Source organism: Bradyrhizobium sp. PUT101 (genome assembly GCF_052043945.1).
GTDB lineage: Bacteria > Pseudomonadota > Alphaproteobacteria > Rhizobiales > Xanthobacteraceae > Bradyrhizobium.
Window position 1 is genome coordinate 6,754,674 of sequence record NZ_CP197207.1, and the last position, 24,515, is coordinate 6,779,188.

Genomic DNA, 24,515 nt, shown 5'->3' on the forward strand with positions numbered 1-24,515 from the left:
TCCGGAGCAGAGGATTGGCGCAGGCTTAAGAACAGAACGGGCCGGGGAGTTACGCATGTTCAGGAAACTATCGATCGTCGCATTTGCCCTCACACTTGCCGCGGCGCCTTTGCCGGTGCTGGCGCAGGGCAAGAAGGACAGCGTCGTCACGGCGATGGCGCTCGAGCCGCCGGGGCTCGATCCCACCAATGCCGCCGCTGCCGCGATCGCCGAGGTCACGCTCTACAACATCTACGAGACGCTGACCAAGATCAACGAGGACGGCTCGGTCTCGCCGCTGCTGGCCGAGAGCTGGACCGCTTCGCCCGACCTGAAGACCTATACGTTCAAGCTGCGCAAGGGCGTCAAATTCCACAATGGCGAGCCGTTCAATTCCGCCGCGGTGAAGTTCTCGTTCGAGCGCAACGCGGTACCGACCAGCACCAACAAGGACAAGAGCCTGTTCCAGGCCTTCGAGAAGGTCGAGGCGCCCGACGCCGACACGGTCGTGATCACCATGAAATATGGCGAGCCGAACCTGCCGTTCCTGCTGGGGCAGGCGAGCGGATCGATCGTCGAGCCGAAGAGCGCGGCTACCAACATCACGCAGCCGGTCGGCACCGGGCCCTACCAGCTCGGCGCCTGGGCCAAGGGCTCTTCGATCACGCTGACCAAATGGGCCGACTACCGCAACGCCGCCGCGGTCAAGCTGTCCAAGGTGACGATCCGCTTCATCTCGGACCCTGCGGCGCAGGCCGCGGCGCTGCTCTCGGGCGACGTCGACGCGTTCCCGCGCGTCTCGGCGCAGCGGACCATCGCGCAGTTCAAGGCCGACCCGCGCTTCACCGTTCTGGTCGGCGGCTCCCGGGCCAAGACCATCGTCGGCATCAACGAGAAGAAGAAGCCGCTCGACGACGTCCGCGTTCGCCGCGCGATCCTCGCCGCGATCGACCGCAAGGCGATGATCGACGGCGCCGTCGATGGCTTCGGCACGCCCATCGGCAGCTTCTATGTGCCGGGCGCGCTCGGTTATGTCGACGCCACCGGCATCAACCCCTACGACCCCGAGAAGGCCAAGAAGCTGCTCGCCGAGGCCGGCGTCACCACGCCGCTCGAGCTCTCGCTTAAGCTGCCGCCGCCGTCCTATGCGCGGCAGGGCGGCGAGATCCTGGCGGCGCAACTCGCCAAGGTCGGCATCGTCGCCAGAATCGAGAACGTCGAATGGGCGCAGTGGCTGTCGCAGGTGTTCGCGCCCAACGGCCCGCACAATTTCGAGCTGACCATCGTCAGCCATGTCGAGCCGTTCGACCTCGTCAAGATCACCGAGCCGGACTACTACCTCGGCTACAACAACGAGACGTTCAACGCGCTCTACAAGCGGATCGTGTCGACGCCGGACGAGGCGGCACGCGCCAAGCTGCTCGGCGACGCCCAGCGCATGTTGGCGACCGACGCGGTCGCCGGCTTCCTGTATCAGCCGCAGCTGATCACCATCACCAACAAGAAGCTGAAGGGCGTCTGGAAGGACGTGCCGCAATACGAGAACGATTTCTCGACCTGGTATTGGGAGTAGGGGCGGCGTCCGTTGCTGTGCCCCCTCCGCTCGTGGGAGAGGGCAGCTCCAAACAAGAGAATGAGAAAACAACCCCATGCACAGTAGCCGGGCGCAGTCATTTCAACGGCTTGCGCGTTGCGCAGTTCATGGTCGACGCGATGCGCCGAGACGTTGACCCGTCGGGCAAAACACTGGCATGATGGCACCCTCGCGACCTCACGGTCAGGGACGTGCCGTCAGGCGAGGCAGCCGTGAAGAACCATCCCGCCGCGATGCCGGGATCGGCGTGGCGCCCGTCAGCGCCGAGGTGCCGGCCACACTGAAATTCGACAATGCAACGATGAGCGATATCGCCCATGCCTTGGCCAGCGGGCAGGTCAGTGCGACGGCCGGGGCAGGCTATCCCAGCGTTATGGTGCCGTGCGGCTTCGTCGCCGGGGTCGACTGCAAGGACACGCCCGACCATCCGCTCGGCGTCACCTTCGCAGGCCGCGTCTGGAGCGAGCACAAGCTGTTGCGCCTGGCCTACGCCTATGAGCGGGCCTCCGACATGCGCAAGCCGCCGCCCGGCTTGCGCGCGCGCTAGAGTTCAACCTGTACTCCTCGCGTGCTTGCCGACGAGCAGGTGCGCTCGGTAGGGACGCTCAAAAAAAGTTCGGATGTCTGCTTTCGGGGAGAAAGCGGGCGCACGACTACGTCCCCGGAATGTCGCCTTGTAACCCGGAGCGGAACTCAGAGCCGAGTTGGATTGATGCCAATGGGCGGTCCCAGTTCAGGTGTTAGGCCAGTCATCCGGCCCTACGTCCTTAGCTTTTTCCTCGGCCAGGAGTCGTAACAGCGTCTTATGCCGTGCTTCATCGCGTGACGGGTCACCTTCACTGATGGCGATGAGCTTCTCATAACGTCTGATGTTTTCGTGGTTTACGTAGTTCTGCATTGCGCCCTCCGTCGGTTGAGCAGCCTGGCGCGCTGAGGCTAACACCAGCTACCCATTGCGCACGCGATGCAAGGCTTATTGTTGGGCGGATGAGAAGATGCCTCAGCGGCGCTGTCCCTTAAGGATGATTTGCGGAACTGATCCAAGGACACAATCCATACCTGCAAGCCGGGCGATAGAGTAACTCCGGAACCATAGACGTCAGGAGAGACTTGCCTTTTGAGGGGTCCAGTGATGATGTTCATTGAAAAAGACGATCCGCCGCCTCCGTTGCCGTTGACGGATGATGATCAGCTGAAACTGAAAATTGAAGCCCTCGCGGGCGACGACCGTTGGGTCAAGAACATGATCGACGGCTTGGCGGGCACCCTAAGGGACGTGAGCACTGAAGCTTGCGCTCGGAGCAATGGCGGGGGCCCCGAACCTTATGCGAGGCGCTATTCGCATCATTTTTTTAGTCGTGTCTGCGCGAGCGCTGACCGCCAGTATTCGGAAGCACGGCATCGGTGCGCGGCAAGCAGGATCATCCAGGGTTGCTCGGCACGGCTTCGGCCTCGATAGCTGCAACAAGCTCGGGCGCAAGGTGAGCGGACAAACGTTGAATGATGTTGAGCAACTGCAGGATCTCCTGCTCACGCAGGGCGTCAACCTTGTTGTGCAACAATTCGATTTCGAGCTCGGCTTTCACATTTATTCGATAGTCGTGCTCCGCATGTCTGCGGTCAATCTCGGATTGACGATTCTGGCTCATCATGATGATGGGCGCCGCATATGCTGCTTGGAAAGAAAGGACCAGGTTCAGCAAGATGAAGGGATAAGGGTCCCAATGATTGATGAACGCTATCATGTTGAGAGCGATCCAGATGCCAAGTAGTACGCTCTGGATGATGATGAAGCGCCAGGAGCCAACCGTTTCGGCAACCCGGTCAGCCAGCATCGCTCCCGGCGTCAGGGCAGGTCTGGGTATGTTGCGTGCCGGCTTCTGCGCACGAAGTTCTTGCAACCGCTGCTGGTCCTCAACACTCAGGTGTATTCTGTGGCTTTGTTCGCTGTTCATTTGCATCCCCGATAATGAGAGATCCAGGCGAGTGAGCGCCCTTCGTTGCTCCCCGCTCCAGTTGCAGTCAGATGGCAATTGCGCATCGCCACGGCCGCTCCTGGCCGCCCCGGTGCGGACATCCATTCGGACCTCGTGGACCGGCGATTGTCGAGGCGACAACTTCAGAAAAAGCGCGAATGAGTCAGAAGCCTTGACCGACCTGAAGCCGTGCAATTCTGCTAGTGTTAGAGGTCCGGGCGTGTGACCCGTGCGGGGAGGCAATGGTGACAAACTTGGAAGTCTCCAACGGCCCAGCTGGCAAACCGCCATCCGATAATGAGCAGCCGGAGAAAGCGGCATCTGATGAGGAGCAATCGGGGAAGCCGCCATCCGACCGCAGTCTAAGGACTCGCTTGCGGGCACGATTGCAGTTGATCGGCGGCGCGCTCGCCTCGATTGCCGCCGTCGGTGCGATCGCGGGCGGCCTCGTCGGCTACTGGACTGTTTGGAAGACGCTCCGCACAGACGTGTTTCCGGAAAGCCAAAAAACGCAGAAACAGGCTACGGCCCGGCCCGACGTTGCTCCCCGTTTGTCCCTCGTTGTCCTGCCATTCGCAAACCTCAACAACGATGCGGAGCAGGACTATTTCGCCGACGGCATTGCGACCGATCTGACGACAGACCTAGCGCAAATGCCCGACACATTCGTGATCGGGCGCGGGACGGCTTTCACCTATAAGAATAGGCAGGTCGATCTCAAGACGCTCGGCAAGGACCTTGGTATCCGATGGGCGGTACAGGGCGCGGTGCAGCGGGCCGGGGATCGGGTCCGTATGAACGTATCACTTTCCGACCTGTCGACTGGTCGCGACGTCTGGTCGGACCGCTTTGACGGCGATCGGATAAATCTTGCTGCCTTGCAGGACCAGGTCACGGCTCGGCTCGCCCGCTCTCTCAACGTCGAACTCATCCAGGCCGAAAGCCGGCGCAGCCAAATGGACAGGCCAACCAATCCAGACGCTGCGGATTTCAGCATGCGCGGCTGGGCGAAGCGCTATGGCCCCCGGACCAAGCTAACCAATGCGGAGGCAAACGACTTGTTTGACAGCGCACTGCGCTTGGATCCCGACAACGTTGATGCAATGATCGGCAAGACGTTGTGCATAGCGGATGACGTGATCTACGGTTGGTCATCATCCGTAGTCGAGGACAAAAGGAGGGCGATCAAGCTAGTTGATCAAGTTCTTGCAAAACGCCCGGCGACCGCAACCGCGCACGTAGCCAAGGGAAACATTTTGAACTACGGAAATCCTGAGGAAGCCTTACCTGAATACGACGCAGCTTTGGAAATCGATCCTAATTCTCCCGTCGCATATGCATCCAAGGGGGCCGTACTTATTACGGCGGGACGCGCGGGCGAAGCGTTTTCTCCGATTCAGATTGCTTTGCGCCTAAGCCCCAAAGATCCGTCCGCTGGCACTTGGCGCTTTTTCCTCTGTCATGCTCATGTCCATCTGCGCCAATACAAGGAAGGTATTGAGGAATGCAGGCGCTCCATCAATTTGAATAAATTGGACTGGTTTCCGTATGTAGATTTGATTTCAGCTTATGGAGCCACTGGCCAATTGGAAATGGCCCAGCAAGTATTGGTCGAATTGAGTGCAATCCGACCGGACTTCACGATCCAGTGGTTCCGGCAAATCGGCTACGCACGTTCGAGCAATCCGCAGTTTCGTCGTGAGTACGACGACATCGTCGAAGGACTCAGAAAAGCTGGCGTTCGAGAGCAATGAGGCGATAGAAAACTTGGCTTGGTTTACGGGCAGACAAGAGCAGCAATTAAGTCTCCTTCTGGCCCGTGGCGGGGGCAGTTTCCGGAACGCGCGCCGAACAGCGTAATTCGCGCTGCCAAAGGCAGCCTTTGATCCGACAGACATTAACCGTGACCTATGGCGAGGTTCGCGCCATGCTGGTGAGTCTTAGAGGGCCGAGCGCGAAAATGAGAAAGTCCAGGACGATGGACGCAAAGGAAGGAATCGTCATCAGGCTCTCATGCCAAGACAGATAAGTGGCGCCCAGCCCTTGGCAAACGCTGCAGCCGCTCCGGCCCATGTCGTCTTTTGCACGCCAAGAGTCCTCCTCCTGTCACCCCAAGGGTATTGAACGTTTGGAACCATCATGCCTTAGTCGGCAGATGACGGCCGGATGCACCGTCCGGCATGACGATGCGGTCGCGGAGACGATTCTTGCTCAAGCTGTACAGGTGGCCGTCCGACGACTGGCACGGCATCGGCGCGGAAATGCCCTCGGAGATCATCTGGGCCGATCTCCTGAACGCGACTGACGAGGAAAAGCAGTTCATCGAACGACTGCTCGGTATCCGCATTCCCTCGCAAGAGTCCCTCAGCGAGATCGAGGCGTCGAGCCGCCTGATCTTCGACCACGGCACGCTCTATCTCAGCTCGCCGGCGGTTCGGCTCACCGAGGACAACGAGGCCGAGATCACGCCGGTGGGATTCGTCATCGGCCCGCGCGTGCTGGTGACGGTGCGCTTCGCAGGGCTGCCGATCTTCGACGACATCGGCAAGCGCATCGGCTCCGACGATAGCCTGGAGAACGGCATGTGCGTGTTCGCCAGCCTGCTCGAGGCGATGATCGATCGCGGTGCCGATGTCCTGGAGCATCTCGGTACCAAGGTCGATCAGCTTTCGCGGGGTGTTTTCAAGGGAGGGCTCGTACACACCCAGCGTGCGGTGCGCTCCAGCCGCAGGATGCGCGAGGCCCTGGAGAATGTTGGCGAGCTGGCCGACCGGCTCACCAAGGCACGCGATGTTCTGCTTGGGGTGGGTCGCATCGCCTCGTTTGCCGGTGATGTCGGCAGCGAGTGGGTCACGGCTTCGTCGAAGAAGCGCCTCGAGGCCGTGTCAAAGGACGTCGTCTCGCTCAGCGACTACGAGACGCGATTGTCCGACAAGATCCAGCTGCTGCTCGATGCGGTGCTCGGCTTCATCAGCATCCAGCAGAACGAGCTGTTCAAGATCCTGACGATCGTGTCCGTCGTCGGCGTGCCGCCGACGATCCTGGTCGGCGTCTGGGGCATGAATTTCAGGCACATGCCCGAGCTGGACTGGACCTTCGGCTATCCGCTGGCCTGGCTCGCCATCATCGCCAGCGGCGTGCTGCCGCTGATCTGGTTCAAGCGGCGCGGCTGGTTCGACTAAAGCGCGATGAGATCAGGACGAATCGTCATCGCGCCTTAGGTTATTGTTTGAGCATGATCTTTTCGGAAAACCGCTGCGCACTTTTCCGGATCATGCTTTAAGCAGCGGCGCACCGATCGAAAACGATGCGCCGCTGTTTGATCATGCGGCCTTGGCGTCGACGTTGCCGATCCAGTCGCGGGCCAGCGTCACGTCGGCCTGCGACAATTGATGGCCTGCCGGCAGGACCTTGTGGGTCACGCGCGCTCCTGCTTGCGACAGCAGCGCCGCGAGCCGTGCCGAATTGCTCGCCGGCACGATCGGATCAGCCTGCCCGGAGAGCAGCAGAACAGGCTTGCCGCCGAGCTGCGCCTTCAGCTGATTGGCCTCGGGCAGATCCGACAGCGGCACCATGGCGCGCAGCAGGATCGCGCCTGCGAGCACGTCCGGCTTCAGCAGCAACAACGCGGCCGCGATGTTGGCGCCATTGGAGAAGCCGGCCGCGACCGGCGCGGCGATGCCGTAGCGCTGGCGCGCCTCCGCGACGAAGTCGCCGAGCTCGTGCGCGCGACGGCGGACGTCGTCCTCGTCGAACACGCCCTCGGCGAGCCGGCGGAAGAAGCGCGGCATACCGTGCTCGAGCACGCGGCCGCGCGGCGAGAGCAGGGCGGAGCCGGGCGAGATCATCCTGCCGAGCCCGAGCAGGTCGTTCTCGTCGCCGCCGGTGCCGTGCAACAGCAGCAGAGGAGGGGAGCCCGCGCCGGTCGCGGGCTCGAAACGATGGATGAATGCACTTGCGGTCATGACACGGTCTCTTCCAGGCTCGGCAGAACGTCCTCGATCTGCTTGCGATGCTGTTCGAGGAAGCTCGGCAGCTTCAGCTCACGCCCCAGCGTCGCGACGGGCTCGTCGACCGCGAAGCCGGGGATGTCGGTCGCGATCTCGAACAGCACGCCGCCGGGTTCGCGGAAGTAGATCGACCGGAAGTAGTTGCGGTCGCGCTGCTCGGTCGGATGCAGGCCGTGATTGCTGACGAGCTTCTGCGCCATCTTGCCCTGTTCGGCATCGTCAGCCGCGCGGAAGGCGATGTGGTGCACCGAGCCGCCGCCCTGATGCCCGCGCAGGAATCCTTTGGCCTCGTAGATATCGACGACGCTGCCTTCGGCATCTCCTGAAGCCTTGAAGCGGATCACCGAGCCTTCGCGTCCGGTCTCCTTGAAGCCGAACACGTCGGTGAGGACGGCGGCCGTCTTCGCCGCGCTGTCCAGCAGCAAGGTCACGCCGTGGAAACCTCGGATGGCGTGCTCGGCCGGCACGTCGCCGTTGCTCCAGCCGGGCTCGTTCTCGGCACCGGGGATGCCGACCAGAGCCAGGGCCATGCCATCTGGATCAGTGAACGGCAGCACGGACTCGCCGAAGCGCTTCTCCAGGGCTTCGTAGCGAATGCCCTTCTCGGTGAAGCGCTGCGTCCAGTAGCCGAGCGAGCGCTGCGGCACGCGGAAGGCGGTCTGATGGGTTTCGCCGACGCCGCGGCGTCCGGCCGAGACGCCCGCCCAGGGGAAGAAGGTCAGGATGGTGCCGGGGCGGCCGGTCTCGTCGCCATAGTAGAAATGATAGGTGCCGGGATCGTCGAAATTGACCGTCTTCTTGACGAAGCGCAGGCCGAGATCCCGGGTGTAGAAGCCGAAATTCCTGATGGGATCGCCGGCGATCGCGGTGACATGGTGCAGTCCAGACATTGTCGTCCTCCAAGATTCGGGGAGCGGTCTTGCTCTGGCTGGAAATATTGTTCCGCTTTGGATTGGAGACAATCCATGCAATTATGACGGCTATGTCTACGATTTGGAAACAATCGCCGGGACGAGGCCTTGGATAAGCTCGGCAGCCTTCGGGCCTTCGTGAAGGTGGTCGAAAGCGGGAGCTTTGCAGAAGCCGGCCGCCAGCTGCGGCTGTCGCGCTCGGCGATCAGCAAATACATCGCCGACCTCGAGGAGAGCCTCGGGGTCCAGCTGTTGAACCGGACCACGCGTCACGCCAGCCCGACCGAGAACGGCCAGCGCTATTTCGAGCGCGCGGTCGTGATCCTCTCGGAGATCGAGGCCGCCGACCAGGCCGTGGCGCAAGCGCAGTCGGCGCCGCGCGGCCTGTTGCGCGTCAATGCGCCGATGTCGTTCGGCACCATGCGGCTCGGACCGGTGCTCGCCGATTTCATGGCGCGCTATGGCGAGCTTCAGCTCCAGATCGTGCTCAGCGACGATCTGCTCGACCCCGTGCAGGACGGTTTCGACGTGACGCTGCGGATCGCGGAGCTGGAATCCTCCAGCCTGATCGCGCGCAAGATCATGCCGGTGGCGCGCATGGTCTGCGCTTCGCCCGATTATCTCGCGCGCCACGGCACGCCCAGACATCCGCAGGATCTGCGCGAACATGTTTCGCTGACCTACGGCTTCCTGCTCACCGGCAACCAGTGGAAGCTCACCGGCGCCGATGGCGATCACTGGATCCAGCCGGCCTGGTCGCTCTGCGTCAACAATGCCGAGGTGCTGCGCGACGTCGCCATCAAGGGCAGGGGGCTCGCGCTGCTCCCTGAGTTCATCGCAGCAGATGCCGTGCGGAAAGGCGAGCTGCGCGTCGTGCTCCAGGACTATTCTGCGCCGCCACTCGCGCTGTACGCCGTCTATCCGCCGACGCGGCATCTGTCGGTGAAGGTGCGGCTGTTCATCGATTTTCTGGTCGAGCGGTTTGGCCGGGAGGACGAAGCGGGGGTGCGGACGCGCTGAGACGCGGGGCCTGAACGCATCGAGTGGCCAGCCGGCCGATGTCTGCTTGGCCCGGTTGGTAGACTTCGGGCAGCAGCTTGCGCTCGACCGGCGTTGATCGTCCAGTACCTAGTCGGGTGGGAACCCGATCGGGTGCAGCAATGGCCTCCAATCAATCGGTGAGGGAATAGCTTGCACGAGGTCGTTGCTCCGGCAATGCGCCCGGACGAGCCAAGTCGTTGCAGCAATGGCTCCGCATGCCACAGCAGCGCCGCCAATGACGTCCACGGCATAATGCGCGCCGCAGAGTGGCGTCCCGGCGATGAGAAGGAGATTCAGGGGAACGAGAAAGAAGCGCAAGATACGGATCGGCCAAAGAGCCCAAACAAACAAGATGGCATTGGCCGTGTGAAAGCTCGGGAAGGAGATCAGCCCCTCCACGGCCCGAAAATCAATGACGCGTAGCGTTCCGTTGCGAAGCCCTTCGAGGACAGGGAAATAGCTGTGCCCGCCGCCCGGCAAGGTTGATAGTTCAGTAGGAGCTTTGTCCAGATAGATTATCGCGTTTGCGGCCGGAATGAAGCATGCAATTGCGGCGGTCGCCGTTACAGCAACCGCAAATGCGATGATGTAGAACTGCAATCGGTCAAGCCGTCGGGTCAGAATGGCGGCGGCCAACACCAAGATGTTTTGCGACATCATGGAGTTGTAGGCGAGGGAAAGTACGTTGCGGAGTGCATCGTGCCTGTTCAAGACAGCGAGATAGCTAGCGCGATCGAATCCAAGCCATTGATCCATAGCGTGGAGATGCGCGTCGCGGTAAGGCAGCTGCACTGTGGATGCGGCGTAGCTCAGCAAGATTCCCATGAGGATTACGACAACGAGCTGACCAAAGCAGATGAGAACGCGCGCGATCTTCGAATTCGGCCGAACGAAACTGAAATATATCGCGAAGAACGCATAGAATGACATCAACACGAGGGTCTCGGCTGACACCTCAATGTTGCAGCTTAAACCCACAAGGCTGAGCGAGAGCGCCGCCAACAGAGCGATCGCCAAGGTGGCCTGCCACGTAATGGTGGACAGCAATCGGTCATCCGTGTTCGACCGGTCGTGCATTTTTCATTTCCACATCCTAAGGTTGCTTAGGTGGAGAGCTACCTATCGCCCCACAAAGGAATCCTTAATGCGCGGCCAGCCGAGAAGCTGCCTTTGTAGGAAGGTCAATGAATGATGACCTGCACTACTTGAAAGTGATGCGGCCCAGCTCCACGCCTCAACCGAAAGCCTCTTCCTGCGGAGAAGTGCGCCCTGATCGGCTTGGCGCCCAGGGGCCGCTCCGGGTCGCAACCTGCCGATGATGGGTAAGCCGGGCGACCCCGACCTCCGGTCCCTGGACGCAGCCGACTGCCGCGATGGGCCTGCCGCAGGACAAGTTGGTCCCAGTGCGTGACTTCGGGCAGATCGATATCCGCCGCCGATGAGGGTGGCACGGGCACGCTGGCTTTGAAGAGGGAAGCAGGGCGGCGTTGGACTTACCAAAGTGTCCGTGGAGCTCGGATCTCCGGCAGTCCGGCGCTGGGAGGCTGGGCCGCCCCGCTTTTCGGGAAGGTTAGGGCGTAGTCAGCTTGGTGTTGACGCTCGTGAATACGCCGCTCAATGCCGTGCCGGTGTTCTTGACGGCAGCAATGATAGCAAGCGCAATGCCTGCTGCGATCAGGCCATATTCGATAGCCGTAGCGCCGCTTTCGTCAGCCAGGAACCTCTTGAACGTATGCAAGTTCGTCTCCTTATAGTTGTTGTGTTAGCGTGTAACAATCGGTTGTAACAACTTGTTTCTACTCGTGAAGGAATTAAGGAGGCTTGAATCCGAACCGTTAATTTGAATCCAACTCGAATGTTTCACACGGTTGCTGGAAGCCGCGTGGTTAGGAACGCGGCCGTCTGCTGCGCAAGATCGTATGTCGGGAACGGCCGTCTTCAGTCTTGTCCGGCGAGCCGAAGGTCGAAGGGAGCTCGGGCGGAAGTCGACGCTTTCGACCCAGCCACGCTGTGCCTCGAGCCGACGATGAGGCCGCCCAGACGAGCGGTCGTGCTATCCCAAAGCGCGATGCGATGAGGATGAATCGTCATCGCGCTTTAGGTTGTTGTCTAAGCATGATCTTTTCGGAAAACCGCTGCGCACTTTTCCGGATCATGCTTTAGCGCCGCAGCGTGAACTCGTCCGCACCGCGCCGGTGCTCCCATTTCGCCTGCTCCAACTCGGGCCGATCGCATTCGATCTCCGGATAGCCGATGCAGAGATAAGCGATGAATTTCCAGGAGCCGGGCACGTCGAGAATGGCGTGGATCCGATCCGGGCTCAGGATCGACACCCAGCCGAGACCGATGCCCTCGGCGCGCGCGGCGAGCCACATCGCGGTGATCGCGGAGACCACGGAATATTCGGTTGTCTCCGGCATGGTCGCGCGACCGAGGCCGTGGCCGATGTCGCTGGCCTTGTCCGCGAACACGGCGAGGTGACCGGGGGCCTGTTCGAGACCCGAGAGTTTCAGCGTGGCATAGCGCGCGGCGCGCTCGCCGGAATAGCAATTCAACGCGTCGGCGTTGCATGCCTTGAAATCGTCGGTCACGGCCCGGCGCCGCGCGTCGTCGTCGACGGTGACGAAGCGCCAGGGCTGGCTGAGGCCGACCGAGGGCGAAAGGCAGGCCGTCTCGATCAGGCGATCGATGGCGCCGGCCGGCAATGGGTCGCTGCGAAAGCGGCGCACGTCGCGGCGCCACACGAACAGCTCGCGCAAGTGCCGGCGGAAGGCGTCGTCGAACTCGACCATGAGGTCAATGTCCCATCTGGAAGGACGCGGCGACCAGCAGGATCAGGATCTCGCCAGTCTGCTCGTACGCCCCGAGGATGTCGCCGGTCTGCCCGCCGATCTGCCGGATGGCAAGCCGCGCCAGCATCAGGCCGGCGAGCGACAGCAGGACCAGGCCGACCAGCGCCTTGCCCGGCCCCAACGCCAGGGCAAGTGCGAGCGTTCCAACAGCGAAGGCAATGGCGACGCTGCGGCCCGGCGGCGATCCGGCGCCGGCCGACAACCCATCAGTCCGCGCCGGCGCGACCAGTGACATGAAGGCCGGCACGCCGGCGCGGGCAGCAGTGTGCGCAGCGCACAGCGCGAGCGTGACGGCCCATGGATCGGCGATCGCCGCAAGGGCGCTCCAGCGCAGTCCAAACGACAGGATCAGTGCGCAGACGCCATAGGTCCCGATCCGGCTGTCGCGCATGATCTCGAGCTTGCGCTCGCGCGTTCGGCCGCCGCCGAGTCCGTCCGCGGTGTCGGCAAGTCCGTCCTCGTGCAGCGCGCCGGTGATGAAGGCGGTCGTCGCCAGCACGAGCAGGGCGGCAAGGCTCGGTGTCAGTCCGAAGCGAATGGAGATCTTGTAGATCAACGCGCCGGCAAGGCCGACCAGCAATCCCGCGACGGGCAGAGCCCAGGTCGCGCGCGCGATCGCGCCGTCGCCGGCGGGCTTCGACGATGCGACGGGCAGGATCGTGACGAAAGACGCTGCGATTCTGAGATCGGCGACGACCTCTCGCAAGAGCTCGGCGCGCGGGATCATTTCAGCTTCATCGGCAGGCCGGCGACGATGAACTCGACCTCGTCGGCGACATCGGCAATGATCTGATTCATGATCCCGGCGGCGTCGCGGAAGCTTCGCGCCAGCGCGTTGTCGGGCACGATGCCGAGGCCGACCTCATTGGTGACGAGCACGACCGGGCTCTTGAGACGGAGCAGGGTGGCGGCAAGCGCATTCACCTCGTGCTCCCAGTCGCGCGCCACATGCATCAGGTTGGAGAGCCACAGCGTCAGGCAGTCCACCAGCCTCGCGCCCCCGCCATCGGTTGCGAGCAGCGACGGCACGAGATCGAGCGGGACCTCGCGCTCGATCCAATCGGTTCTGCGCCGCGCGCGATGTCGTGCGATGCGTTGCTCCATTTCACCATCGAGCGCCTCGGCGGTTGCGATGTAGACGGGCTGGCCGGGAAAGCTGCGCGCGCGCGCTTCCGCCCGGGTGCTCTTGCCCGATCGCGCTCCGCCGGTGATCAAGATGACGGCCATGAAGGTCTCCTGTCGCAAGCACTAATCATCAAACGCGCCCAAAGACAAAGCCGAAATCAGGCGGCGAGGGGCTTGCGCTCGGCCGCCGTCTTGCGCAACAGGGGCGGAGCGAGACGGGAGATTTGCGTGGAATTTGCGGGGGCCATGGCAGTGGCGATGGCGGTGGATGCCCTTCTGGGCTGGCCGTCGTGGCTGTTCGCGCGGATCGGACATCCCGTCACCTGGCTGGGCTGGCTGATTGCCGCGATCGACACCGCCTGGAATCGCGCATCCGATCCGCCGGCGTTGCGCCGTGCTGCCGGCGTTGCCGGCGCGCTCGCGGTGATCGCGCTCGCGGTCGCGCTCGGCTTGGGGCTTCAATCCTTGATTCCCTCAGGCTGGATTCAAATCATGCTGGTGGGCATCCTGGCCTGGCCTCTGGTCGCGCTGCGCTCGTTGCATGATCATGTGGCCGCCGTCGCAGCCCCGTTGCGGGATGGCGACATCGCTGCTGCACGCGACGCGGTGTCCCGCATCGTCGGCCGCGATCCAGCGGCGCTCGATGAAGCCGGCATCGCGCGCGCGGCGATCGAGAGCCTCGCGGAGAACGCCTCTGACGGCATCGTGGCGCCCGTGTTCTGGGGCGCGCTGTTCGGCTTGCCCGGAATCCTCGGCTACAAGGCCGTCAACACGCTCGATTCCATGATCGGCCATCGCAGCGAGCGGCACGAAGCGTTCGGCTGGGCGGCGGCGCGCATCGACGATGTCGCCAATTTCATTCCGGCGCGGCTGACGGGATTTCTCTTCGTGATGCTGGCACCGCGAAGATCGGAGGCGCTGTCGTGCATGACGCGGGATGCGCGCCGTCATCGCTCGCCCAATGCCGGCTGGCCGGAAGCGGCCATGGCGGGCGGGCTCGGTGTGCGGCTCAGCGGCCCCCGCATCTATCACGGCAGCGTCACGAACGAGCCCTGGCTGAACGAAGGTGCGCGCGATCCGCGCGCCTCCGACATCGACGAGGCACTGACGCTGTACCGTCGCGCCATGCTGCTGCTCGCCGGCCTGCTTGCGGTCCTGGCTTTCGCGTGAAACAACGGGGCATGCGCGAGCACGGTGGAAATCTGGATCAGGCCCAGCAGCGTTTTGGTGGACGCGCGGAGGACTGGATCGATCTGTCGACCGGGATCAACCGGCTGCCTTATCCGGTGGGTGAGGTGAGCTTGCATGCTTGGAGCGCGCTGCCGTCGCGTGCCGAGATCGAGGCGCTGCATCGGGCTGCGCAGCAGGCCTGCCGCACCAGCGCACCGGTCCTTGCGATGACCGGCGCGCAGGCCGCCATTCAATTGCTGCCGCAACTGGCGCCGCCTGGTCGCGCCCGCATCCTCGCGCCCACCTACAATGAATATGCAGGGGTCCTGTCGGCTGCAGGCTGGGATGTCCGGGAGGTCGCGGAGCTTGACGCGTTGGCGGGCGCGGATCTCGCCATCATCGTCAATCCCAACAATCCCGACGGCCGGAATCATATGCCAAGGGATCTGCTGGCAATGCTGCCGCGCGTCGGCCGTCTCGTCGTCGACGAGAGCTTTGCGGATGCCGTTCCGCAGTCGTCGCTCGCTCCGGAAGCGGGTCGGCCGGGACTTTTGATCCTGCGCTCCTTCGGAAAGTTCTATGGCCTTGCCGGCCTGCGCCTCGGCTTCGCGATCGGCAATGCCGCAGACGTCGCCAGGCTCGCGGCGATGTCTGGTCCATGGCCGGTCTCGGGAGCGGCGATCGCGATCGGCTGTCGCGCCTTGCGTGACCAGGCCTGGGCCGAGGCCACGTCCGCGCGGCTTGCGCGCGACTGCGGCCGCCTCGACGACATGGCGCAGGCGCAAGGCTGGCGGCTTGTCGGCGGCACGCCGCTGTTTCGCTTGTACGAAACGCCTGACGGGCGTGCCGCACAGGAGAAGCTTGCGCGTCGCCAAATCTGGTCGCGCGTCTTTGCGCAGAAACCGACATGGCTGCGCCTCGGGCTTCCCGGCAGCGAAGACGAATGGGCGCGCTTTGCCGAGGTCCTAGCGCGCTAGCGCAAGCAGGCCTTCGACGTCGAGATGGGTTTCGATATGATCGGCGAGGGCATCGAGCGCGCTTTCGACCCTGGCGCGATAGGGCTCGTCGCCTGCGGGAATGTCGAGCCTGGCCAGGAACGCCCTGCGGAAATCATCCGACGTGAACAGGCCATGCAGATAGCTGCCTTGCACGCGGCCATCCTGCGAGATCGCGCCTTCCGGCTCGCCATTCAGCTTCGCGAACGGGCGGGCGCGATCGGGGCCGTCGGTGCGGCCGATATGGATTTCGTAGGCTTCGATCGGCTGCTCGGTGGCGGCGTGCACGGCCGCAACCCGCGTCAGCGTCTTCTGCGGGCTCATCACCGTCTTCACGTCCAGAAGTCCGAGGCCCGGTGTCTCGCCCGCAGGGCCCTCGATGCCGTCGGGGTCGGCGATGCTGTGCCCGAGCATCTGGTAGCCGCCGCAGAGGCCCAGCACATGGCCGCCCCTGCGGTGGTGCGCGAGCAGATCGATGTCCCAGCCCTGCGCGCGCAGGAAGGCGAGGTCGCCGCGGGTGGATTTCGAGCCCGGGATGATGACGAGCCTGACATCGCCGGGAATGGCTTCGCCCGGACGCACCATGAGGAGATCGACGCCCGGCTCGAGCTTGAGCGGATCGAGATCATCGAAATTGGCGATCCGCGACAGAGCGAGACAGGCGATCTTGCATTGGCCCGGCTTGCGCGCATCGCGCAGGCCGAGCGCATCCTCGGCCGGCAGCTCGCCGGCACGCGCGAACCAGGGCAGCACGCCGAAGCCGCGCCAGGCTGTCTTTTCCTCGATCAGCCTGTAGCCGTCGTCGAACAACGTGGGATCGCCGCGGAATTTGTTGATGACAAAGCCCTGGATCATCGCGGCGTCCTCGGGATCGATCACCGCCCTGATGCCGACGAGCTGGGCAATGACGCCGCCGCGGTCGATGTCGCCGACCAGCACGACCGGCACGTCGGCCTTGCGTGCAAAACCCATATTGGCGATGTCGGCCTTGCGCAGGTTCACCTCGGCCGGGCTGCCGGCGCCTTCCACCAGCACGAGATCGGCGCGCGCCTTCAGCCGCTCGAAGCTCTCCAGCACTGCGCCCATCAACGACGGCTTCATCGCGGCGTAGTCGCGCGCACGCGCCGTCGCGATGCGTTTGCCGTGAACGATGACCTGCGCGCCGACATCGGTCTCGGGCTTGAGCAGCACCGGGTTCATGTCGGTGTGCGGCTCGACGCCGGCGGCGAGCGCCTGTAGCGCCTGGGCGCGGCCGATCTCGCCGCCATCGACGGTGACGGCCGCGTTGTTCGACATGTTCTGCGGCTTGAAGGGCAGCACGCGCAGGCCGCGCCGCGTGAAGGCACGCGCAAGGCCGGCGACGATGAGCGACTTGCCCACGTCCGAGCCGGCTCCCTGGATCATCAATGCGCGCGTCATCGCCGACGAGTCTCAGAACTCGACGCCGGCTTGCGCCTTGATGCCGGAGCGGAACGGGTGCTTCACCAGCGTCATCTCGGTGACGAGGTCGGCGATCTCGATCAGCTCGTCCTTGGCGTTGCGGCCGGTGAGCACGACATGCGTCATCGGCGGCTTCTGCGTGGTCAGGAAGTCGACCACCTCAGTGATGTCGAGATAATCGTAGCGCAGCGCGATGTTGATCTCGTCGAGCACGACCATGCGCAAGCTCTCATCGAGGATCAGTTCCTTGGCCTTCTCCCAGCCGGCGCGCGCGGCGGCGATGTCGCGGGCGCGGTCCTGCGTCTCCCAGGTGAAGCCTTCGCCCATCGCGTGGAACTGACAGAGATCGCCGAAATGGCCGGTGAGCAGGCGGCGCTCGCCGGTGTCCCAGGCGCCCTTGATGAACTGCACGACCGCGCAGGGCAGGCCATGGGCGACGCAGCGGACGATCATTCCGAAGGCCGAGGAGGATTTTCCCTTGCCGGCGCCGGTGTGGACGATGATCAGGCCCTTTTCGCCGCTCTTGGTCGCCATGATCTTGTCGCGGGCGGCCTTCTTCTTCGCCATCTTTTGGGCGTGCCGGGCGTCGGTTTCCTCGCCCGTTCGGGTATCCGGTTCAGGCGTCATCGTACCATTCCTTCGGCTTGACAAGTGGCAGCCACCGGCAAATGGTGGCCCGGCGTTGGTTCCTGTCCTACGACAGGCGAAGAGGGAATGCGATAGGGTCCGAATCCGCAAGATTGGGTCCAAAATGCAGCCGCCCCCGCGACCGTGACCGGAGAGATGCCCGAAGCCACTGATTCCCGCGGGAATCGGGAAGGCGGGGATCGAAGGGCAAAGCCCTGCTCCGCAAGCCGGGAGACCTGCCAGCGCGGACGAGTTTTGGACCGGCGGACGGGGTGTTCCGCGACGGGGAAACGGCCTCTTGAGTCAGGGTCCGTGTGCCTCTCGCCTCCCGCTCTTTATCCTGGAAGAGGCGATGACCGTCACACTTCATGTCTGCATCACCTGCCGCGGCGGCCAGACGCTTGGCGAGGGCGAGACGACGCCCGGCAAGCGATTGCATGGCGCGATCCTCGACGCCGGCGTGCCCGACGGCGTCGATGTGGTTCCCGTCGAATGCCTGTCGGCCTGCAGCCAGGGCTGCTCGGTCGCGCTCAGCGCGCCCGGCCGCTGGTCCTATGTCTATGGCCGTCTCTCCGAGACGAATGCGCAGGACGTGGTCGCAGGCGCAGCGGCCTATGCGGCCGCGCCCGATGGCCTCGTGCCCTGGCGTAGCCGCCCGGAAATCTTCCGCAAGCAGTCGCTTGCCCGCATTCCCCCCATTGCCATCGTGCCGGAGGCCGCCGAATGAACTCGCTCGCAAAAGTTCCGGTCACGGTGGTCACCGGTTTTCTTGGCTCCGGCAAGACCACGCTGATCCAGCATCTGCTCGCCAACGCGAATGGCAAGAAGCTCGCCGTGCTCGTCAACGAGTTCGGCAGCGAGGGCGTCGACGGGGAGATATTGAAGTCGTGCGCCGACGCGAACTGTCCGGAGGAGAACATCGTCGAGCTCGCCAACGGCTGCATCTGCTGCACGGTGGCCGATGACTTCATCCCGACCATGGAGCAATTGCTGGCGCGCCCGGTCCGGCCGGATCACATCCTGATCGAGACCTCGGGCCTGGCCCTGCCGAAGCCGCTGCTGAAGGCGTTCGACTGGCCACAGATCCGATCGCGCATCACCGTCGACGGCGTGATCGCGCTGGCCGATGCCGAGGCTGTTGCGGCCGGCCGCTTCGCGCCGGACCCGATTGCCGTCGAAGCGCAGCGCGCGGGGGACGAGAATCTCGATCATGAGACGCCGCTGTCGGAAGTGTTCGAGGACCAGATCGCCTGCGCGGACATCGTGCTGCTGACCAAGGCTGATCTTGCGGGCAGCGCCGGCATCGAAGCTGCCAAGGCGGCGATCGCCGCCGAGATGCCGCGCCGCGTGCCGATGCTCCCCGTCACCGACGGCGCGATCGATGCGCGCGTCATTCTCGGCCTTGGCGCTGCTGCAGAGAACGATCTCGCCGCGCGCCCCTCGCATCATGACGGCGAAGAGGAGCACGAGCATGACGATTTCGCTTCCGTCGTGATCGATCTTCCGGAAGTCACGGATGTCGATGCGCTGGTCGCCTCTGTCCAGCGTCTGGCGCGCGAGCAGAACGTGCTGCGCGCCAAGGGCTATATCGCGGTCGCGGGCAAGCCGATGCGCCTCTTGCTGCAGGCGGTCGGCGAACGCGTGCGCCACCAGTTCGACAAGCCCTGGGGCGCGGGTATCAGGCAGTCAAAGCTCGTCGTGATCGGCGAGCATGGCGATATCGACGAGGCCGCGATCAGGTCAGGACTTGGTATCTGATGCACGTCGTTTTCCGCGAGAGCCGCGGTCTCGAGGAGACCGCGACACCAAGAGACATCGGCCAGGACCCGGCCGATCTCGTGGTGCTCTCGTATTCGGATTCCGATCTTGCGGCGTTCGCGGCCGGCTGGCGGCGTGGCCGGAACAGCCTGCCGTCACTGCGGCTCGCCAATCTTTCCGAGCTGCGTCATCCGCTGTCGGTCGACACCTATATCGAGCGCACGCTGTCGCAGGCGCGCGGCATCCTCGTGCGCCTGATCGGCGGCGAGTCCTACTGGCCGTACGGCCTCGCCGCCCTGCAACAGCTCGCCAAGGACCGCAACATCGCGCTGGCCGTGCTGCCGGCCGATGGTCGCGACGACACCCGGCTTGATTCGTATTCGACGTTGCCGGTTTCGACGCTGCGCCGGCTCAAGGTGCTCTGCGACACCGGCGGTCCGGTCGCGGCGCAAGCTGCGATCGCGCAGCTCGCGCTGGCCTCTGGCCTCTATGCGGGACCGGTCGTCGGCGAGTTGACCGTGCCCGAGATGGGCTTCTATGATCCCGATCGCGGCGTCATTGCGGCGCCGGCCAGTGCCGAGGCGAAGCCGCGCGCGCTGGTGACGTTCTATCGCTCCTATCTGACTGCTGCGGACACGGGACCGGTCGATGCCCTGATTGCGGCGCTGCGCGAGCGCGGCTTTGATGCGTATGGCGTATTCGTCGGCTCGCTGAAGGCCCCCGGCGTCGCGGATTGGCTACGCACACGCCTTGCGCAGGATCCTCCCGCCGCGATCGTCAATGCAACGGCGTTCTCTGCGATCGGCGATGACGGCACGACGCCGTTCGATGCCGCGGCGTGCCCCGTGTTTCAGGTCGCGCTCTCCACGGCGCGGCGCGAGGACTGGGCGGAATCGCTGCGCGGCCTGTCGCCGGGCGACCTTGCGATGCATGTGGTGCTGCCAGAGGTCGATGGACGCCTGTTCGCAGGCGTCGTGAGCTTCAAATCGGCCGCGATGCGCGATCCGGATCTGCAATTCTCGCATCTGGCGCACACGCCCGATGCGGAGCGTGTGAAGGCCGTCGCCGCGCGCGTCGCGGCCTGGCGGCGCCTTGCCGAGACGCCGGCCGGCGAGAAGCGGCTGGCGGTCGTGCTGTCGAACTATCCCGGCCGGCCGCACCAGATCGCGCATGCGGTTGGTCTCGATGCGCTGGCTTCGGTCGAAGCGTTGTTGTCCGATCTCGCTGAGGCCGGATTCGCTGTTGCTCCAGTCCATGCACTCGGCGAGACGCTGCTCACGCAGCAATTGATTTGGAATGTCGCCGAGTATCGGACGGCGCTCTCGCGCCTGCCGCAATCCTTGCAGAACGATCTCGCGCAAGCCTGGGGCGCGCCGGATGACGATCCGAGCTGCCGCGACGGCGCGTTCCATTTCGCTGCGATCGAATGTGGTCGGTCGATTATCGCAATTCAGCCGGAACGCGGCGAAGCGGCCTCGCGCGATGCCGACTATCACGATCTCGCCCGCACGCCGCGCCATGCCTACGTCGCCTTCTATCTCTGGCTCAGGCAACAGGGCTGTGATGCCGTCGTGCACGTGGGCGCGCACGGCACGCTGGAGTGGCTGCCCGGGAAATCCGTGGCGCTGTCATCGAGCTGCTGGCCGGGGGCATTGATCGGCGATTTTCCGATCATCTATCCCTTCATCGTCAACGATCCCGGCGAGGCCGCGCAGGCCAAGCGGCGTATCGGCGCGGTCACGATCGGCCATTTGCCGCCGCCGCTCGCAATGTCCGCGGTGCCGGAAGGCCTGCGCCGGCTCGAACGGCTGCTCGATGAATATTCGACCGCCGACGGTCTCGATCCCGCCCGCCGCCAGCGCCTGATCGCCGCGATCCGCGACGAGGCCCGTGCCGCCGGCCTCGAAGAGGATCTCGGCCTGGACGCAACGGCCGCACCTGCCGAAGCGATTCCGCGGATCGATCGCTTCGTCTGCGATCTCAAGGAGAGCCAGTTCGGCGACGGCCTGCACGTGTTCGGCCGCGGCGCTTGCGGTGATGCGGAGCGGGATGCGCTGCTTGCTGCGCTGACGGGTCGGCGCGTTGCGCCGGGCCCATCGGGCTCGCCCTATCGTGGACGCCAAGACGTGCTGCCGACCGGGCGCAATCTGTTCGCCGTCGATCCGCGCGCGGTGCCGACGCCGTCTGCGCATGCGCAAGGCATCAAGCTCGCGGAAGAGCTGCTCCGCCGTCACTTGCAGGATCATGGCGACTGGCCGAAGGGCCTCATCGTCGATCTCTGGGGCTCGGCGACGATGCGTACCGCGGGCGAGGAATTCGCCATGGCGTTGCACCTGGCCGGCCTTGCGCCGCGCTGGGATCACGCCTCCGGCCGCGTCACCGGCTACGTCATCATCGCGCCGGCCGAGCTGGGCCGTCCGCGCATCGACGTTACGCTGCGCGTGTCGGGCCTGTTCCGCGATGTCTTCACGGGTCTTGCGCAATTGTTCGAAGCCGCTTCCGGGGCGCTCGCGGCGCGTGAGGACGAGGGCGACGAGAATCCGTATCGCAATCGCGCGGCCCGCGTGTTCGCGCCGCGGCCCGGACAATATGGCGTCGGCCTCTCGGCGATTCCGGATGCCTTCACGCCGGAGACGCGCGAGGCGGCCGGCGAAGCCTGGTTGTCGGCATCGTCCTGGGCGTTCTCGGTCGATGGCACGATGCAGCCGGATCGTACCGGCATCGAGTCGCGTCTCGCGTCCGCAGATGCTTTTGTCCATACCCAGGACTTGCCCGAAACCGATCTGCTGCTTGCCGCCGACTATGCCGCACATGAAGCAGGCGTAGCTGCGGCTGCAGCGCACCTTGGTGCAGGCGCGCCGTCCCTCTATCACCTCGACGCGACGCGGCCTGACGAGCCCCACGCGCGCACGCTGACGGAGGAGATTTCACGTGTCGTCCGGGCACGCGCGGTCAATCCGGCGTGGATCGCCGGCATGATGCGGCATGGTTTTCGCGGCGCCGCCGAGATCACCGCGACGCTGGAGCACATGGCCGCCTTCGCGCATCTCGCCGGCGCCGTGCCGCCGCATCTGTTCGACCTCTACTACGATGCTACGCTCGGCAACGACGACGTCCGGGCCTTCATGGCCCGCGAAAATCCGTCCGCGCTCGCCGCGATGGAGACCTGCTTCACACGTCTGCACGAAGCCTCACTCTGGCGAACCCGCCGCAATTCGATCGCGGCGGCGCTGCGGGAGGCCTCATGAGCGCGGCCGCGGTCAAAGGCTGGTGTCCCGGCGCGCTGCGCCCGATGCTATCGGGCGATGGGCTCGTGGTGCGGGTGCGTCCGTTCGGAGGGCGACTTGAAGCGCCACAGATTGCAGGTCTGGCCGAACTGGCCGAACGCTTCGGCAACGGTCTGATCGACGTCACAAGCCGGGCCAATCTCCAGATCAGGGGTGTCAAGGAGGAGGGCCATCTTCCGTTGCTCGACGGCCTTGCGCGACTCCAGCTGCTCGATCCCGACGCTGACATCGAAGCTCGGCGCAACATCCTGGTGACGCCGTTCTGGAGCAATGGCGACGAAACGCAGTCGCTCGCCGCGGAGCTCGAGGAGGCGCTTGCCGATTCCGGCCTTGCGCTTCCCACCAAGTTCGGCTTCGCCGTCGATGACGGAAGGTCGCGCGTTCTGGCTGGCGATTCCGCCGACATACGTATCGAGCGCGACCGCTCGGGCCGTCTCCTGGTGCGGGCCGACGGCGCAAGGCTCGGCCGCTCCGTCGCACGCGGACAGGCCGTGAGCACGGCGCTGGCGCTCGCAAGCTGGTTCATCATCTCCGGCGGCGCGAGGGACGGGCGAGGGCGCATGGCGGCCCACATCGCGTCCGATGCGGCGTTGCCTCAATCGCTGCGCGGCGAGACCGAGCCGGCGCCCGTCATGGCCGCGGCGCGGCCCGGGCACTATCCGCAAGGCGCGATGGTTGGCGTCGCGTTCGGGCAGTTGCTGCACGCCACGCTCCGTCAGTTCTCTGCTTGCGGACATGCGCTGCGCATGACGCCCTGGCGGATGGTGCTCAGCGAGGGCAAGCGCGAGATGCCGGGCGCGGCGGGCCTCATCACCGAGCCGTACGACCCGGCGCTGCGCGTGATCGCCTGCAGCGGCGCGCCGCGCTGCCGGGAAGCTCACGCCGATACGCGCGCACTCGCAGCAGCGCTGGCGCCGCGCATTGCCGCCGATGTGCGGCTCCACGTCTCCGGCTGCGGCAAGGGCTGCGCCCATTCCGGCACGGCTGCGGTCACGTTGATTGCGACGCATGCCGGTTTCGATCTCGTCCGCGACGGCTCGACCCGCGACGAGCCGGTCCTGCGCGGGCTGAGCGGCGCGGACATCGTCAGCGATCCCTCCATCCTGATCGGAGGGAACTGATGCCGCACACTTACGAGACCGACGGCGCGGCGATCTACCGGCAATCCTTCGCGACCATTCGGGCCGAGGCCGATCTTGCGCGCTTTACGCCGGACGAGGAGCCGGTTGTGGTGCGCATGATCCACGCCGCCGGCATGGTCGGCCTGGAGGCGCATATCCGCTTCACATCGGGCATGGCGACGCTCGCGCGCGCGGCCTTGCAGAAGGGCGCGCCGATCCTGTGCGACGCGCGCATGGTCTCGGAAGGCATTACACGCGCAAGACTTCCCGCAGCCAATGCCGTCATCTGCACGCTCGGAGACGAGTCCGTTCCTGCGCTCGCGCAATCCATGCGCAACACGCGCTCGGCCGCGGCGCTGGAACTGTGGCGGCCGCATCTGGAAGGCGCGATCGTCGCGATCGGCAACGCGCCGACCGCGCTGTTTCATCTCCTCAACATGCTGGAGGATCGCGACTGCCCGCGGCCGGCGGCGATCATCGGCTGTCCCGTCGGTTTCGTTGGTGCCGCCGAGTCCAAGGCCGCGCTGATGGCCGATCCGCCGGTGCCGGCGCTGACGGTCGAGGGCCGCCTCGGCGGCTCCGCGATCACGGTTGCTGCCGTGAACGCGCTGGCGAGCCGGAGCGAATAG

The 24,515-nt window shown here is 64.7% G+C and carries 23 protein-coding genes and 1 riboswitch; of the genes, 12 read left to right on the plus strand and 11 right to left on the minus strand.

Annotation, left to right across the window (positions count from 1 at the left end):
* Positions 1–55 precede the first annotated feature (55 nt).
* Both ACSHT2_RS32180 and ACSHT2_RS32185 read left to right on the plus strand, forming a co-directional pair.
* Positions 56–1,552 carry an ABC transporter substrate-binding protein gene (locus ACSHT2_RS32180; protein WP_440638974.1) on the plus strand — a complete coding sequence of 499 codons (1,497 nt, stop codon included), beginning with the start codon at positions 56–58 and terminating at the stop codon, positions 1,550–1,552.
* Positions 1,553–1,820: 268 nt separating this feature from the next.
* A complete protein-coding gene (locus ACSHT2_RS32185) occupies positions 1,821–2,120 on the plus strand; it encodes a hypothetical protein (protein ID WP_440638976.1) in 300 nt (99 codons plus the stop codon).
* Between the two features lie 186 nt (positions 2,121–2,306).
* Here the strand turns inward: ACSHT2_RS32185 and ACSHT2_RS32190 are convergent, their stop codons facing one another.
* Together ACSHT2_RS32190 and ACSHT2_RS32195 are read right to left on the minus strand one after the other, a co-directional pair.
* Positions 2,307–2,471, minus strand: a complete 165-nt coding sequence (locus tag ACSHT2_RS32190; RefSeq protein ID WP_440638977.1) for a hypothetical protein — start codon at positions 2,469–2,471, stop codon at positions 2,307–2,309.
* A gap of 523 nt (positions 2,472–2,994) precedes the next feature.
* Positions 2,995–3,654: a DUF1003 domain-containing protein gene (locus ACSHT2_RS32195; protein ID WP_440638978.1), complete on the minus strand. Its 660-nt coding sequence runs from the start codon at positions 3,652–3,654 to the stop codon at positions 2,995–2,997.
* 140 nt (positions 3,655–3,794) lie between these two features.
* On the opposite strand from ACSHT2_RS32195, the gene ACSHT2_RS32200 reads away from it, so the two are divergent.
* Both ACSHT2_RS32200 and ACSHT2_RS32205 read left to right on the plus strand, forming a co-directional pair.
* On the plus strand, positions 3,795–5,303 hold the full coding sequence (locus tag ACSHT2_RS32200; protein WP_440638979.1) for a tetratricopeptide repeat protein: 1,509 nt from the start codon (positions 3,795–3,797) through the stop codon (positions 5,301–5,303).
* A gap of 453 nt (positions 5,304–5,756) precedes the next feature.
* A complete protein-coding gene (locus ACSHT2_RS32205; RefSeq protein WP_440638980.1) occupies positions 5,757–6,731 on the plus strand; it encodes a magnesium transporter CorA family protein in 975 nt (324 codons plus the stop codon).
* 141 nt (positions 6,732–6,872) lie between these two features.
* Here the strand turns inward: ACSHT2_RS32205 and ACSHT2_RS32210 are convergent, their stop codons facing one another.
* Both ACSHT2_RS32210 and ACSHT2_RS32215 read right to left on the minus strand, forming a co-directional pair.
* Positions 6,873–7,514, minus strand: a complete 642-nt coding sequence (locus tag ACSHT2_RS32210; RefSeq protein ID WP_440638982.1) for an alpha/beta hydrolase — start codon at positions 7,512–7,514, stop codon at positions 6,873–6,875.
* A complete protein-coding gene (locus tag ACSHT2_RS32215; RefSeq protein WP_440638983.1) occupies positions 7,511–8,449 on the minus strand; it encodes a ring-cleaving dioxygenase in 939 nt (312 codons plus the stop codon). Before ACSHT2_RS32215 ends, ACSHT2_RS32210 begins: the two co-directional genes overlap by 4 nt.
* A gap of 129 nt (positions 8,450–8,578) precedes the next feature.
* Here ACSHT2_RS32215 and ACSHT2_RS32220 point away from each other — a divergent pair, with 129 nt between their 5' ends.
* A complete protein-coding gene (locus ACSHT2_RS32220) occupies positions 8,579–9,490 on the plus strand; it encodes a LysR family transcriptional regulator (protein WP_440638984.1) in 912 nt (303 codons plus the stop codon).
* A gap of 108 nt (positions 9,491–9,598) precedes the next feature.
* Here ACSHT2_RS32220 and ACSHT2_RS32225 read toward each other — a convergent pair whose 3' ends face one another.
* The 5 genes from ACSHT2_RS32225 to cobU form a co-directional block, all read right to left on the minus strand.
* Entirely contained in the window at positions 9,599–10,588 is a 990-nt protein-coding gene (locus ACSHT2_RS32225; protein WP_440638985.1) for a phosphatase PAP2 family protein, read from the minus strand.
* A gap of 493 nt (positions 10,589–11,081) precedes the next feature.
* Positions 11,082–11,249 (minus strand): Flp family type IVb pilin, encoded by a 168-nt coding sequence (locus ACSHT2_RS32230; protein ID WP_319326005.1) that lies wholly within the window; start codon positions 11,247–11,249, stop codon positions 11,082–11,084.
* Between the two features lie 421 nt (positions 11,250–11,670).
* Entirely contained in the window at positions 11,671–12,303 is a 633-nt protein-coding gene (gene bluB, locus ACSHT2_RS32235; RefSeq protein ID WP_440638986.1) for a 5,6-dimethylbenzimidazole synthase, read from the minus strand.
* 4 nt (positions 12,304–12,307) lie between these two features.
* Positions 12,308–13,090 (minus strand): adenosylcobinamide-GDP ribazoletransferase, encoded by a 783-nt coding sequence (gene cobS, locus ACSHT2_RS32240; RefSeq protein ID WP_440638987.1) that lies wholly within the window; start codon positions 13,088–13,090, stop codon positions 12,308–12,310.
* Positions 13,087–13,590, minus strand: coding sequence for a bifunctional adenosylcobinamide kinase/adenosylcobinamide-phosphate guanylyltransferase (gene cobU, locus ACSHT2_RS32245; RefSeq protein WP_440638989.1), 504 nt, complete (start codon positions 13,588–13,590; stop codon positions 13,087–13,089). Before cobU ends, cobS begins: the two co-directional genes overlap by 4 nt.
* 126 nt (positions 13,591–13,716) lie before the next feature.
* On the opposite strand from cobU, the gene cbiB reads away from it, so the two are divergent.
* The gene (gene cbiB / locus ACSHT2_RS32250; RefSeq protein WP_440638990.1) at positions 13,717–14,658 is read left to right on the plus strand and encodes an adenosylcobinamide-phosphate synthase CbiB; all 942 of its coding nucleotides are present in this window, start codon (positions 13,717–13,719) and stop codon (positions 14,656–14,658) included.
* Between the two features lie 11 nt (positions 14,659–14,669).
* Positions 14,670–15,635: a threonine-phosphate decarboxylase CobD gene (gene cobD / locus ACSHT2_RS32255; protein ID WP_440638991.1), complete on the plus strand. Its 966-nt coding sequence runs from the start codon at positions 14,670–14,672 to the stop codon at positions 15,633–15,635.
* On the opposite strand, the gene ACSHT2_RS32260 is transcribed toward cobD, so the two are convergent.
* Positions 15,624–17,072, minus strand: a complete 1,449-nt coding sequence (locus ACSHT2_RS32260) for a cobyric acid synthase (protein ID WP_440638992.1) — start codon at positions 17,070–17,072, stop codon at positions 15,624–15,626. The genes cobD and ACSHT2_RS32260 overlap by 12 nt on opposite strands.
* Before the next feature lie 12 nt (positions 17,073–17,084).
* Entirely contained in the window at positions 17,085–17,720 is a 636-nt protein-coding gene (gene cobO, locus ACSHT2_RS32265) for a cob(I)yrinic acid a,c-diamide adenosyltransferase (RefSeq protein WP_319326013.1), read from the minus strand.
* Positions 17,721–17,759: 39 nt separating this feature from the next.
* Positions 17,760–17,978, plus strand: a riboswitch (cobalamin riboswitch).
* 94 nt (positions 17,979–18,072) lie between these two features.
* On the opposite strand from cobO, the gene ACSHT2_RS32270 reads away from it, so the two are divergent.
* From ACSHT2_RS32270 to ACSHT2_RS32290, 5 genes are read left to right on the plus strand one after another with little or no spacing between them, the layout of a single operon-like run.
* Positions 18,073–18,447 carry a DUF1636 family protein gene (locus ACSHT2_RS32270; RefSeq protein ID WP_440638993.1) on the plus strand — a complete coding sequence of 125 codons (375 nt, stop codon included), beginning with the start codon at positions 18,073–18,075 and terminating at the stop codon, positions 18,445–18,447.
* A complete protein-coding gene (gene cobW / locus ACSHT2_RS32275; protein WP_440638995.1) occupies positions 18,444–19,478 on the plus strand; it encodes a cobalamin biosynthesis protein CobW in 1,035 nt (344 codons plus the stop codon). The genes ACSHT2_RS32270 and cobW overlap by 4 nt, the downstream gene beginning before the upstream one ends.
* The gene (cobN, locus tag ACSHT2_RS32280) at positions 19,478–22,726 is read left to right on the plus strand and encodes a cobaltochelatase subunit CobN (protein WP_440638997.1); all 3,249 of its coding nucleotides are present in this window, start codon (positions 19,478–19,480) and stop codon (positions 22,724–22,726) included. The genes cobW and cobN overlap by 1 nt, the downstream gene beginning before the upstream one ends.
* Positions 22,723–23,886, plus strand: a complete 1,164-nt coding sequence (cobG, locus tag ACSHT2_RS32285) for a precorrin-3B synthase (RefSeq protein WP_440638998.1) — start codon at positions 22,723–22,725, stop codon at positions 23,884–23,886. The genes cobN and cobG overlap by 4 nt, the downstream gene beginning before the upstream one ends.
* On the plus strand, positions 23,886–24,515 hold the full coding sequence (locus ACSHT2_RS32290; RefSeq protein ID WP_028177790.1) for a precorrin-8X methylmutase: 630 nt from the start codon (positions 23,886–23,888) through the stop codon (positions 24,513–24,515). The genes cobG and ACSHT2_RS32290 overlap by 1 nt, the downstream gene beginning before the upstream one ends.

Coding starts and splice junctions, on each gene's coding strand:
- cobO (WP_319326013.1), bottom strand. CDS start 17,720: ATGACGCCTGAACCGGATACCCGAACGGGCGAGGAAACCGACGCCCGG.
- ACSHT2_RS32210 (WP_440638982.1), bottom strand. CDS start 7,514: ATGACCGCAAGTGCATTCATCCATCGTTTCGAGCCCGCGACCGGCGCG.
- cobU (WP_440638989.1), bottom strand. CDS start 13,590: ATGGCCGTCATCTTGATCACCGGCGGAGCGCGATCGGGCAAGAGCACC.
- ACSHT2_RS32180 (WP_440638974.1), top strand. CDS start 56: ATGTTCAGGAAACTATCGATCGTCGCATTTGCCCTCACACTTGCCGCG.
- cobN (WP_440638997.1), top strand. CDS start 19,478: ATGCACGTCGTTTTCCGCGAGAGCCGCGGTCTCGAGGAGACCGCGACA.
- ACSHT2_RS32195 (WP_440638978.1), bottom strand. CDS start 3,654: ATGGATGTCCGCACCGGGGCGGCCAGGAGCGGCCGTGGCGATGCGCAA.
- ACSHT2_RS32270 (WP_440638993.1), top strand. CDS start 18,073: ATGACCGTCACACTTCATGTCTGCATCACCTGCCGCGGCGGCCAGACG.
- ACSHT2_RS32215 (WP_440638983.1), bottom strand. CDS start 8,449: ATGTCTGGACTGCACCATGTCACCGCGATCGCCGGCGATCCCATCAGG.
- ACSHT2_RS32225 (WP_440638985.1), bottom strand. CDS start 10,588: ATGCACGACCGGTCGAACACGGATGACCGATTGCTGTCCACCATTACG.
- ACSHT2_RS32290 (WP_028177790.1), top strand. CDS start 23,886: ATGCCGCACACTTACGAGACCGACGGCGCGGCGATCTACCGGCAATCC.
- ACSHT2_RS32190 (WP_440638977.1), bottom strand. CDS start 2,471: ATGCAGAACTACGTAAACCACGAAAACATCAGACGTTATGAGAAGCTC.
- cobW (WP_440638995.1), top strand. CDS start 18,444: ATGAACTCGCTCGCAAAAGTTCCGGTCACGGTGGTCACCGGTTTTCTT.
- ACSHT2_RS32260 (WP_440638992.1), bottom strand. CDS start 17,072: ATGACGCGCGCATTGATGATCCAGGGAGCCGGCTCGGACGTGGGCAAG.
- cobD (WP_440638991.1), top strand. CDS start 14,670: ATGCGCGAGCACGGTGGAAATCTGGATCAGGCCCAGCAGCGTTTTGGT.
- bluB (WP_440638986.1), bottom strand. CDS start 12,303: ATGGTCGAGTTCGACGACGCCTTCCGCCGGCACTTGCGCGAGCTGTTC.
- cobS (WP_440638987.1), bottom strand. CDS start 13,090: ATGATCCCGCGCGCCGAGCTCTTGCGAGAGGTCGTCGCCGATCTCAGA.
- cobG (WP_440638998.1), top strand. CDS start 22,723: ATGAGCGCGGCCGCGGTCAAAGGCTGGTGTCCCGGCGCGCTGCGCCCG.